Origin of the sequence: Endozoicomonas euniceicola (assembly GCF_025562755.1) — a bacterium.
Taxonomy (GTDB): Bacteria; Pseudomonadota; Gammaproteobacteria; order Pseudomonadales; family Endozoicomonadaceae; genus Endozoicomonas_A; species Endozoicomonas_A euniceicola.
On the sequence record NZ_CP103300.1, the window covers coordinates 1,705,001 to 1,717,442 of the forward strand.

A 12,442-nucleotide genomic window follows, 5' to 3' on the forward strand; every position below is an offset into this window, starting at 1 on the left:
TATCCACCAGCAAACCAGACAGCTCCCGGGCAACACTTGGCACTGCTTTCAGCATTTTGCTGACATCCGGACCACCTTCCTGCTTTGAGCGTTCCAGCAGTTTTTCTGGCTGAGCCCAGACACTCAGGAGAATGGTGCAGGCCGTAAAGCTTTCCTCCACATCCTTCATATCTTTATGGCTGAAAATTTCTTCCCAGAAGTTCACCAGAATGGCATTACCTTCACCAAAACCTTTTGACCACAGTTTTAGTTCGTCAAACGCCTGCTCTTCCGCAGATTCCGGGCGGCATTCAAGGGGAATAATATCCAGCCCCATTTCAATCTGGCGAACGGTCAGGTCTACCATATTGAACAGGATGCGGTGAATATCCTTATCCTGTTGCTCACTGGCAAACTTGAAGCTGCTGCCAAAAATACCCTTGATCCAGCGGTTAGGTGGCACTGGCTGAGGCGACCCGACCATGGCGAAGATAAAACCCTGCACTTCCCGGAAGCTCATACCACTATTAGCTGCCAGCACTTCTTTCAGCAGTTTTTCCTGATGCTTATCGAAACGCCAGTCTGGAATAGAGGAACGCTCTTTGCGCAGACCCAGCTCGATTTCTACATCTTCGAGGTCACCATGTATTTCGCGGTCAATCACACCTCGTTCAAAAGCGGCACGGATAGCTTCAATACTGCTACTGCCTTTCAATTCTACCAGCGCACCCATGATAGCTGTATTCAGGTAGTCACCGTCGTCTTCACGGTCGTTCAGCATAGTCGTCAGTTTACTGATTGTTTCATCACGATCAGCGGTGTGGAAAGATGCGTTCCAGCGTAAAGACTCTATTGCCAGATCACGGGCATCTTCGACTTCATCAGTATTGCAGGCAATTTGCCACAGACGTTCCGTGGCACTGATACCAAAACGTCCCATTACCGACGGCAGGTATTCGGCAATAATAAAGTTGTCGTCTTCCTGATAAAACAGGCTGATCAGCGGCTCTACTGCCTGTTCGGTCTGCAAGATACCCAGCACCCGCCAGGCATGGATCGGAGCCCAGACGATGTCTTCGTCATCATGGTTTAACAGTGGCCAGTCCTGCGCCATTTTCAACAGCTCTGGAACATGGGTTTCATTAAAATCGAAGCGGCTATAGTCTGCCCACTCCTTCCAATCGCATTGACCGATGGACAGCAGCTCGGAAACAGGTGAGGTATACGGGCTCATGGAGATTACCGGAATGGTTATGAGGAGAATAAAAAGGCTGGCAATAATAGATGATCGAGTCATTCAATCATAGGGATTTATAATCAAAAACATTAATCAGCACAGAAAGTAAAATAATGCCACTTTATTATTAATATTTTTAATTCAGGGACTCCGTTCGCCCTTCAGAAAAGTGTCTATATTGACTGCTGATTGCCTATTCCCAAATATTGATAAAGTACTGTTATGAACAAGCAGCAAATACTCGGACTTTTACTGGCGACTTACGTTTACAACTGCACTGCGGCTCCAGTTACAGCAGAAGATTATGGTAAGAAGGTCAAAGCACGTGAAATCTGCGAAGCCAATCAATTTGATTACGTAGCGGAAGATATCTCACCAGGTAGCGACCTGACTTTTGTAATAAAACAGGCGCGCCACCTGCCATCGCGGACAAAAAGAGCGGCCCGGCAGACAGATGTTAGCCGCTCTGACTCTGTTGAGTCATGGTATGAAATCGTTCATAACTCAACAATTACCCCGTCGCCACATTCAGCGAATACCGATGACGGCTCCGATAAGCCATGGTATGAAATCGTTCATAACTCAACAATTACCCCGTCGCCACATTCAGCGAATACCGATGACGGCTCCGATGAGCCATGGTATGAAATCATTCATCAATCAATCATGACACCGCCGTCACCTTCAGCGAACTCCGATAGCGGCTCCGGCTCCGGCTCCAGCTCCGGCTCCGGCTCCGGCTCCGGCTCCGGCTCCGATGAGCCATGGCATGAAATCATTCATCAGGCAATTGTCGCAACGTCGTCACCACATTCAGCAGCAACAACACCGACTACTCATTATGACGATGATGATGAAGACTTTCTCACAGAACACCAGGCAACTGCCTCAGGAAGCGGAGAGGCTGATGAATATTCAACAAAAATGACACCGGACGGGATAACCCCACCCAGAAAAGTACTGCTTATTCTTCCGAAGTCTGACACGCCTTACCTAATGACCGGCCCGATCGAAATTAATGATTATGCTTTAAAAATCTGCAGCCCCTCTGAAGAAAATGACGGTTCAGAAAAAAGCTTTGCCGATGTCAAACCTGCCACAGTGAAAATAAAAACCAAATCTGAAACTGACGCCCCTCCTTTCTTTTCCGTAACAGAACAAGGGCTGCTTTCCATGTCTGGTATTACGCTGGACGCTAGAGAAGTGCGAATACGCTCCTCGTTAATTTACGTTGACAACTCCATGGCACTTATTGACTGGTCAGATATCATCCTGACATCGTTAAAATCATCTCAGTCACATAAGTCGATCCTGGGCCTGAAAAGCGGTGCATCGGACATACTGCTGGTAAATATTTCCAACTCCCGACTGTATAATGGAATAAGCGAAGGACAGCTTTCAATGATAGAACCCTCGACTCCCGGGAAGCTGACTGCACAAGCAAGACTTTCGGTATCAAACAGCCTTGCCTATGTAACCGAAAATACTACCGAATTTGAAGAGGGCTCTTTTACGGAAATCACAAAACGCAATTTCAAAACATACACCTCTGCCTCCCCTGATTTCTACACACATGTTATGGAAAATTGTCCAAATCACCCCTGGTATTTGATGTCTAAAAATGATGGCTATGGAAATATGCTTGAGACCATAGACGACACAAGTTGCCTGGAAACCTATGCTGACGGTCTTTATTCAGCAAGCAATTCAACGCAACAGGGAAATAACAGCGCCCCTAACCAGGGAGCCGGACCTCTTACACTCTTAATCACTGCGACAGCACTGATCCTTGCAAAAAACCTGTAAGCCAGCCATCAATAAACAGTACCCGGGAAAACCGTAAGGAAAGTAGCATTCAATAATATACTGACACCTACTTCATTCCTGCGAAGGCGGGAAACCATCACGAACAAGGCCATGCACATCCTATGTTCACCAGTAAGTATAATTCCCAATAAAAGTAATAAAATTAATATTCGTCACTTCCCAATCAGCCCAATGCTGCCCGAAACTCCGGGAATAGTGGACACTGACTTTTTTAGCCGCAGGGAAAATCCCTGCGCTTTTTCGTCTTGTCAATATTGAAGATTTATTATCTTTCCGGATAATAAGCGGACGGAAACACTACATCTTGTGCCTCCACAACCAACAGACCACAACCAGATGACTCCCTTCATCATCTCAACCTGATATTCCGGAGAAGTTCTCAATGACCGAGATCATCAAACGCGATGGCTCACGCCAACCATTCGACGCAGAACGTATATTCAAAGCAGTCGTACGCGCGTTGAATGATGCTCATGTTAAAGACGACACTTTTTCCCAATTTGTAGCGTCTAAAGTAGCCAGCACCTGCGAAGGCCAGGCGCAGGTCGATATCTATGATATCCAGGACCTGGTAGAAGACCTGCTGATGAGCAGCCCTTACCATGACGCTGCCCGCAAATACATCGAGTATCGTCATACCCGTGATATTGCCCGGGAATCACGTAACGCTCTAAGCAAAGATATTCTGAGCATTATTAATCAGGATAACGATGAACTGCTGAATGAAAACGCGAACAAGGATAGCAAGATTATCCCAACCCAGCGTGACCTGCTGGCAGGCGTTGTTGCCAAACACTACGCCAAACAGCACATTCTGCCAAAAGACATTTCAGCGGCTCATGAACGTGGTGAAATTCATTACCACGACCTGGACTACGCGCCTTTCTTCCCAATGTTCAACTGCATGCTGATCGACATTGAAGGCATGATGACCAAGGGGTTTCGCATGGGGAATGCGGAAATTGAGACACCCCGATCCATCACTACCGCCACGGCGATCACCGCACAGATTATTGCCCAGGTATCCAGCCATATTTATGGTGGTACCAGCATCAATGAAATCGACCGGATTCATGCTCCTTATGTCACGAAAACATTTGAAAAGCATTTGAAAGAAGGGATTCGCTGGATTGGTGATGAAGCCAAAGCCCGTGAATACGCCATGGAGCGCACCGAGAAAGACTGTTACGACGCTTATCAGGCACTGGAATACGAAGTAAACACTCTGCACACCGCCAACGGTCAGACACCGTTTGTCACCTTTGGTTTTGGTCTGGGAACCAGCTGGGAAGAACGACTGGTGCAAAAGTCGATTCTGAAAAACCGTATTCGTGGACTGGGCCGTAACAAGAAGACACCTGTCTTCCCTAAACTGGTGTTCGCTATTCGCAAAGGCGTCAATTTCAGCAAGGACGACCCGAACTACGACATCAAACAACTGGCTCTGGAATGTGCCAGCAAGCGCATGTACCCGGATATCCTCAACTACGACAAGCTGGTTGAAGTGACTGGCAGCTTCAAGACACCAATGGGTTGTCGTTCATTCCTGGGGACTTATGAAGAAAATGGCCAGCTGATACACGACGGTCGAAATAACCTGGGTGTTGTCTCCCTGAACCTGCCCCGTATCGCTATTGAAAGTGAAAACGAAACAGACTTCTTTAAGCGACTTGATAAGCGTATGGAGCTGGCAAAATCCGCCCTGATGACACGCATCAAACGTCTGGATAACGTTCAGGCAAAAGTCGCTCCTATCCTTTATGTTGAAGGTGCCTGTGGCGTTCGCCTGAAGCCCGAAGACAAAGTCAGCGAAATATTCAAAAATGGTCGTGCCTCCATCTCCCTGGGCTACATCGGTATTCACGAAACCATTAATGCCTTGTACAACAGCGGACATATCTACGACAGTGAAGAACTGCGTCAGAAAGCCCTGTCGTTAATTGAATACATCCGTGGTCGTGTAAACGAATGGAAAGAAGAAACCGGTTACGGCTTCAGCCTTTACTCCACCCCCAGCGAAAGCCTGTGTGACCGTTTCTGCCGACTGGATCAGAAAGAGTTCGGTGTTATTGAAGGTGTCACCGACAAAGGTTACTACACCAACTCTTTCCACCTGGATGTAGAAAAAAAGGTCACCCCTTACGACAAGGTAGACTTCGAGATGGATTACCCGATGCATGCCAGCGGTGGTTTCATCTGCTACGGTGAGTTCCCGAACCTGCTGAATAATGTCAAGGCTCTGGAAAACGTCTGGGACTACACCTACGACAAGGTCCCTTACTATGGAACTAACACACCCATCGATACCTGCTACAGCTGTGGTTACGAAGGTGAGTTCAACGCCACCAGTCGTGGTTTCGAATGTCCGCAGTGTAAAAACCGGGACTCTGAAAAAATGTCTGTAACCCGTCGTGTTTGTGGTTACCTGGGTCAGCCTAACAGTCGTCCGTTCATCAAAGGTAAGCAGGAAGAAGTGGTACGCCGCGTTAAACACCTATGAGATACCAGCGCTACTATCCGATAGATGTCGTCAACGGCGAAGGAACCCGGGCCACCCTGTTTGTCAGTGGTTGTGAACATTTCTGTAAAGGTTGTCATAACTCCACCACCTGGGACCCGGACTCGGGTATTCCGTACAGTGAAGAATTTGAGCAGAAGATTCTGGACGATCTTACTGACGAACGGATCAAACGTGATGGCTTATCCCTGTCTGGCGGGGATCCTCTGTTCCCCGGCAATCTGAAAATGATTGAGCGACTGGTTAAAAGGGTAAAAACGGAATTGCCGGAAAAAGATATCTGGCTATGGACGGGTTATACCCTGGAAAACCTTAGCCCAAAACAGAAAGCTATCATCCACTATATTGACGTGCTGATTGACGGTAAGTTTGAAGAAGGCAAGCGTGACCTGACTCTGCCCTGGCGGGGTAGCAGCAACCAGAGGGTTATGCGTCTGATTAATGGCAAACCTGATTCCTATATTGTGTAATTCTACATCGCGTAACAACAAAGGGCGGAAAACCGCTCTTTGTTGCATGTGACTGCTCCCCACCCTATCGGGTGAGGCTTCTGATTTCTTAGGCAGCAACCGACAGTCTGCCGGATTTACGCAAGCCTCCATCAGCAGAAACGGACAGTCCTTCCGCCTTTAATTTCAATATGCCTTGCTTCTTGATATTGCGAGCTGCATTAATATCCCGGTCATGGATAGCACCACAGCTACACTCCCATGATCGGATTCTCAATGGCATTTTTTCCTGTTTCAAATCGCAGACTGAGCAAGTTTTAGAGGATGCAAACCACTGGTCTATCTTCACCAGATGTTTACCTTCCTGCTTTGCCTTGTATTCGAGTTTGGTTATCAGTGAATGCCAGCCAGCATCAGCAATAGAACGAGCAAGACGCTTGTTCTTGAGCATGTTTTTAACTTTCAGTGTCTCCACAATCACCGCTTGGTTTTCGTCGATGAGTTGTTTTGATAGCTTATGCTGAAAATCATTACGGGCAAAGGCTACACGCTCATGCGCCTTTGCCACCAATAAACGGGCTTTGTGCCTACCTTTTGAGCCTTTCTTGCAGCGAGATAGAGCCTGTTGTTTTCTTTTCAGGTTACGTTGTGCTTTTTTCAGAAAGCGAGGATTGCCAGTCTTATGGCCGGTACTGGTGATAGCCAGATCAGCAATCCCCATATCAACACCGACAACCTGATTAGCTTCAAGATTATCAATCTGTTTTAGTTGTTCCTGGGTATCATCAGCCAATATGGAGGCAAAATACTTGCCGGTTAGCGTTCTGCTCAGGGTGATAGACTTCACCTTACCCACTATTTCACGATGCACTTTAGCCCTTATGGGCTTGCACTTGGGGATTTTTATCCAGTTATCGCCCACAGAGACAGACGTACAATGGTAGCTACTTTGCTTGCCATGCTTTTTCTTGAAGCGAGGAAATCTTGCCTGCAATTTGGGATTGAAAAAGTTTTGAAAGGCCGTATCCAGATTGATAGTGGCCTGTTGCAGTGCAATAGAGTCAGCGTTTTTCAGCCATGAGTACTTTCATATCCCCGCCCGCATTGGGCGAGGGTTTACGACGATTTTGCTAAACAGCAGATCGGTAACTGGATTTACTGCCCATTCGATCTAGCTTTCAGTCTACGCTCTGCCCCTGCCTGTATATTGCCAGCAAGAGCCATCTTGTGCCGTTTGTGCCTGGCTCTCAGGAAGTTTGCGTATCGGCTATCCAGATAAAAAGTTGCGCCCGATTCAGTTTCACTTTCTGAGTAGATGTCTATTTCCGTACCAGTTTTTGGAGTCAGAAGAAGCGTATACAGAAAATCCAATACCTCGGTGTTTATTCTGGATATCTGGTGGTCTGAGCGACCTCTGGCATGGTCAGGGGTTTCTGTATAAATATCAAGTGCATATACAGAGACAAAAAACAGGTTTCTTAATGAGTCGCCGGAGGTTTTAGACGTTGCCACACTCTCGTCCAAAAAGTCCAGAACACTACGCGCCATTCGAAATACCCAGCGAACGATTGATTCATAGTTTACATTGCTGGCAGATGGCAGCGGATTATGTTCGTCGACTTCCTGCAGTTCATACGTATCATTGAGCCCTCTAATCAAAGACAGAGCCTGTTCATTTTGCCCTAATACAACAAGCTGTAACGCCACATGCATTTCGTTCAGTATGTGCCACCTTTGAAAATTATTGAGTCTCCGATGAATTGTATTGGCTCTAAGCCAGAAGTGATTTGCCAGAATAGCGTTGGTATGGGGGAAAACATTGTTTCTTGCATAAGCGAGACTAGAGAGAGGCATGTCGCTATCCGGCACTAATAAATTAGCCAGAGAATCGAGTCGGGTTACAGTCTCAACAGTGTGGGCATCTTGATCGAGCTCGGCTCGACTTTCAGGGTCGGAAGCTGTCACCTGCTCTTCCACACGTCTGGCAATGATAAAGCTTCTGAAGTACTGAATAATGCCAAAGGCCATTCGGAGCCCATCATTGAGATGGTCGGCCGTGAATGGTCGACCCGGGTTATTAACGGACTGCGAAAAGCTTTCAAATACTTCGTTAACGTATCTGTTTTCAATCCAGTTGTTGAGGCCGACTTGTTCGCGCTGCGCTGAAATTTCTGACTGACTGTATTGGCTGATTGTGTGGATTACCATAACAAGGTGGGATATTGAACGTCTGTATTCATTTGTCTGGGGTTCTGATAAACCACCTGAATCTCTGAGTTTGAGATATTGTTTTAGAAGGCAAGCGTGCAGTGCAATCAGAACATTTTGAGTACCGTAAAGGCCCGGGTTCCTTAAAACAGTTTGGAGGCTTCCTGAAGTTGTCAGTTGACTGAGCTGAATATTATCAGCTGGCTGAGTTCTCAAGTATAATTCGCTGTCATTAGCATCTGCCGTTATTGTGGGAGCATTGTCTGTTTGGTCTTCCGCCACCAGGGGAAGAGCTTGAATCTCAGTCGATATTTGTTCAACAGGCGTCTGACGCCCCGGATTAGATTCATTGACTACATTTGCAAGCTCGTATGCGTCGAGGTTCTGGTTCACCACAGTGTCAAGAGCTTCCCGAGGTGACGTCAGGCCTGTTCCGGAAGCTCCATCGGTGATATCTTCACCGCTTCCCGCCATTTCGGCTAACCAGGGAGGTATTTGCCCGGAAGCACCGGCACTTGCGTGTTCTCCGTCACCCAACTGCCCTGCCACCCAACTTACGGCTTCTTCTCTCTGGCTTGTGTTAATGTCGGGTGCATGACTTGCGCCTGTAGCCGTTGCCTCAGTTTCCGTTCCTGAAGGTTGAACTGGCCAAAAAGCGCTCACCAGATTTCGAGCGACTCTATTTACATCCAAATGAAGAGTCTGTACTGCTGTTAAAACCACAAACACGCCATTGAGTGAATACGTTAGCCGGGGGGCTTTTTCTGAGCAGCTACCTGCATCTGGATAAACGGCATGACCGCCAATTGGAAGACAACACAATATTGTACTCAATAGTGCGGCTCTAAAGCTCTTTGCCAGAAGCCTTTTCTTGGGAAAATATGGAAACAACATTACTGCATCAACCTTTTCTTATGGACAGGCCTAAGTTATTGCCATTGTTTAAATATGCAATTACATGCATGGGAAGAGAAAAGTTTATATGGCATGAAATAAAAAATGATTATTTTATCTGTATCAGTCTAATAAGAACTTCCATTAAAAGTTATTTTTTTTTGAAAAAATACGGCATAACCAACAGGTTCTTAATAAGCCATTTAATAAATAGTTAAGCCGTCGTTTATAATTCAGAAGTACTTAAAATCATCAAAATTTCCAGTCAGGAAAGTGCAGGCAGTGTACAAACACCCAACCCACCCTGACTTTCGATTGTCGTATGAATTTCTATAGCCGGTATTGAACGAATATCTTTAATCTCCATTTTGATTTCATAGTAACGTTCATCATTTTTGGACTGTAGCTGCAACGTGGATTCCAGCACTCTCTGTTCCGGTTCCGAGATGGAATGGAATACGTACTTAGGGAAGCAGCAGAACATAATATACCGCTGTTGGCTTTTGGCGGTTGGCTGTATGAGCAGCTAATAGCCAACAGCCAAAAGCCAACAGCCAAAAGCCCGGTAAGTTATTGAATGCTGCGCCCCTTAGACCCTATACAGGGCGAAAGCTTCATACGTACGGTTAAGCCAATAACAAAAAATAAAGCAATAACCTGCAGAATTTGGTCCATCCGTTACGCACCCCCTACGAATCATCAAGGATTCCAGACGAGGTCACTGCTCTGCAGCCCTGATTCTTTCGTTAAAAGTGCGTAACATCAGTTCGTAAGCTGAAACACATCCTGTATCCGCACGGCAAGCGTACCAGAGCCATCACTGATCCTGCTTATTGCCAAGAAACGACATTATTCTTTTCAGCAGGCAGTGCGGGCAAGTAACACAGGTCATAGCCATTGCACGATTTCTTATTTGTAACCACTGTAATGGCAGGGATTATAGACCGGATCAACGGTTTTAAGGCGTCACCGGCAGCCAATTGCACTTATTGCTTGAATCCAGCTTCTTTTAATTCGGGAACTCATTAATCATGTAGTTGTCAAATGATTCAAATCTACTTTTTAGAGGTAACCATGATGAAACCTGCACTTAAAAAAATAGCAACCTTTTTGATGCTGATAGCTCTCTTTAACTCTTCTCAGTCATTTTCCTCCGATAATGGGGTATCCTTTGTAAAAAGTGACACAAGTATTGAGAAAGCAAGAAAGCAGTTTTTCAAAAAACTTATAAATGATTATGCACCTGATCTTAAGTATGATAATTTTTGTTCTACCATGGAAGGCTGCGACAAGGAAAGAGACTATCCTGAACTTTCAGCGATAAAAGAACATCATTTATCTAGTTTTGTAGATGCTTCCGTTAAAAGTGTCTGGTCAAAAAATATGGATAATCCTGCTACTGAGACTGCAAAATTCACTTATGGTTCACACTGCCAATACCTGGAGGGTGTCCCACTGCATGAACTGAGGCTTTTTATTGACCCAGCTTTTGATGATTTTGTAGATGACTGTAAGAAGTTAGATAATAAAAATCATGCATTTGCCTTGATTGAGAGTTCTATAAAGAGGAGCAAGGAAAACTATAGACTTTTTGATATAAATATTTGCGCAAAAATAACAAGTAGGTAATGGCTATTGGTTCCAAGGCGCTGGGTGATTCGGTCAGGGTAAGCGGCAATCAACATAGGACCAGCCGTTTCGCTGTCGGGTTTAACGGACGGAACAGCTTTAGCTTTCAGTCGACTTCTGATGGATAACCCTGCCATGATTTTGCAGAGCAGCAGACAGCTCTGCCAGTGCGCCAGTGCGCCAGTCACAGGCAGCTCAGGTAATTCAAACGACAATTAGTTGCTCATGTTACGCACCTTTCATCGCTTGCAGTTCTTGGAGCGATAATCTTAGGGGCGCAGCATTCAATAACTTACCGGGCTGTTGGCTTTTGGCTATTAGCTGCTCATACAGCCAACAGCCAACAGCCAACAGCCAACAGCCAACAGCGGTATATTATGTTCTGCTGCTTCCCCTAGTGCCGATAGATAAAGCTTTGCTCGCAACTCAAAGTGGTTCAGGTGGAGCCTATTTGCCAAAACCTCAAGACGAAATGCCGAATATATAGACATGAATGGATGATCGCTCTGCGTTAGAACCGTATGGCTCGGTGATTTTGCCATGACGGCATTTGACTTGAGCGTTTTATGGAAAACTTCGACTTTCCACCTTTTTTCGTAGATCGCCTTTAAGGCCTCAGCGTCACACTCAAGATCACTGCATATCAGATAGAGAATGCCCCTGCTCCTTATCTTCCACGCTGAGTGAAACCTTACGGTTTGACTTGGTAGCCATAAGAAAATGTTTACCGCACTCGTGTCGTATATACATCATGTTTTCGTTAGAGCAGAACCAACTGTCTGCCAGTACGTAGCGGAACTTGAGCTGATTATTGCAACAGACTTTCAGCATCTTCCGGAAGTCTTCATTCTTGGTAGGATTGTGCCAGCCAGAGATGGATTAATATTAATTAACTTCAAAATCAACGGCAGGCTGGCAGTGACGATCACTGCAGTTCCTCGACATTAAAACCAGTAGAGGATGTCAACCTCTTAGAACCATTAACCAGCGACCAAGGTTCAGCAAACTGGCCATTGCTGCCGCAACATAAGTGTAAGCGGCAGCTTTCAGCACCGCACGCGCGCTCAACAGATCATTGCCCGTCAGATACCCCTCTTCCAGAATCGGCATTGCCTTGCCAAAGCTGGCGTCCATCTCAACCGGCAGATTTTTAAACTGTACCCATACGTTAGCCAGCATACCGGAAATACCCATTAACACCGTGATAATCATACTGTGAGGAACACGGGTCAGGGCAAAAATAACAGGAGAAACCAGCAACGCCATGACACTGAAACGTTCTATAGCCATCGCCATGCGGATACGTTTTTGCCTCTGCATAAAATCAGGGTTCTTCTCCTTGTGCTGAATGGCATGACCGGTTTCATGGGTCGCAACCGCCACGGCAGCCACCGACTGACCATCGTAATGCTGAGGTGACAGTGAAATAACCTTTTCTTCCGGGTCATAATAATCGGCCCCCACACTGCCGCGAACCACTGTCACCCCTTCGAGCTGAAATCGTTCAACCAGATGTTTAGCCAGTTCACCGCCGGTCCCTTGCAGGTCTTTACGCCACTTGCCGTAGCGTTTAAGGGTTGCCTTGATCCAGTACTGCGGGCCAAATATCAATACAAGAATCAGTACCCCAAACAGAACATAAATCACTCCCTGTCTCCTTTCCCTGTTAAACAGCGGCTTCCCGAACCATCACGGCCAGAG

9 protein-coding genes and 1 pseudogene (1 of these 10 only partly in view) are annotated in these 12,442 nt (G+C 46.3%); 4 read left to right on the forward strand and 6 right to left on the reverse strand.

What is annotated here, in order from left to right:
* Positions 1-1,276, reverse strand: the 5' portion of a protein-coding gene (locus tag NX720_RS06730) for a UPF0149 family protein (RefSeq protein ID WP_262600223.1). The gene continues 122 nt to the left of window position 1, outside the view; only the first 1,276 of its 1,398 coding nucleotides appear in the window; its start codon is at positions 1,274-1,276; the stop codon falls past the left edge of the window.
* A 162-nt stretch (positions 1,277-1,438) separates the two neighbouring features.
* On the opposite strand from NX720_RS06730, the gene NX720_RS06735 reads away from it, so the two are divergent.
* From NX720_RS06735 to nrdG, 3 genes are all read left to right on the forward strand, one after another.
* Positions 1,439-3,022 (forward strand): hypothetical protein, encoded by a 1,584-nt coding sequence (locus tag NX720_RS06735; RefSeq protein ID WP_262600225.1) that lies wholly within the window; start codon positions 1,439-1,441, stop codon positions 3,020-3,022.
* A gap of 403 nt (positions 3,023-3,425) precedes the next feature.
* Positions 3,426-5,543 (forward strand): anaerobic ribonucleoside-triphosphate reductase, encoded by a 2,118-nt coding sequence (gene nrdD / locus NX720_RS06740; RefSeq protein WP_262600227.1) that lies wholly within the window; start codon positions 3,426-3,428, stop codon positions 5,541-5,543.
* Positions 5,540-6,031 (forward strand): anaerobic ribonucleoside-triphosphate reductase-activating protein, encoded by a 492-nt coding sequence (gene nrdG, locus NX720_RS06745; protein WP_262600229.1) that lies wholly within the window; start codon positions 5,540-5,542, stop codon positions 6,029-6,031. The genes nrdD and nrdG overlap by 4 nt, the downstream gene beginning before the upstream one ends.
* A gap of 88 nt (positions 6,032-6,119) precedes the next feature.
* On the opposite strand, the gene NX720_RS06750 is transcribed toward nrdG, so the two are convergent.
* The 3 genes from NX720_RS06750 to NX720_RS06760 form a co-directional block, all read right to left on the reverse strand.
* Entirely contained in the window at positions 6,120-7,085 is a 966-nt protein-coding gene (locus NX720_RS06750; protein WP_262601545.1) for an RNA-guided endonuclease InsQ/TnpB family protein, read from the reverse strand.
* Between the two features lie 80 nt (positions 7,086-7,165).
* Positions 7,166-8,881, reverse strand: coding sequence for a hypothetical protein (locus NX720_RS06755; RefSeq protein WP_262600231.1), 1,716 nt, complete (start codon positions 8,879-8,881; stop codon positions 7,166-7,168).
* Between the two features lie 496 nt (positions 8,882-9,377).
* Complete coding sequence (locus tag NX720_RS06760) at positions 9,378-9,539, reverse strand: hypothetical protein (RefSeq protein WP_262600232.1); 162 nt, start codon at positions 9,537-9,539, stop codon at positions 9,378-9,380.
* A 617-nt stretch (positions 9,540-10,156) separates the two neighbouring features.
* Between NX720_RS06760 and NX720_RS06765 the strand changes: the two genes are divergently transcribed.
* Positions 10,157-10,741 (forward strand): hypothetical protein, encoded by a 585-nt coding sequence (locus tag NX720_RS06765; protein WP_262600234.1) that lies wholly within the window; start codon positions 10,157-10,159, stop codon positions 10,739-10,741.
* Between the two features lie 317 nt (positions 10,742-11,058).
* On the opposite strand, the pseudogene NX720_RS27475 reads toward NX720_RS06765, so the two are convergent.
* Positions 11,059-11,599, reverse strand: a pseudogene (locus NX720_RS27475) (transposase); the annotation flags it as partial.
* A 105-nt stretch (positions 11,600-11,704) separates the two neighbouring features.
* The gene (locus NX720_RS06775) at positions 11,705-12,388 is read right to left on the reverse strand and encodes a zinc metallopeptidase (protein ID WP_262600237.1); all 684 of its coding nucleotides are present in this window, start codon (positions 12,386-12,388) and stop codon (positions 11,705-11,707) included.
* Positions 12,389-12,442: the final 54 nt, after the last annotated feature.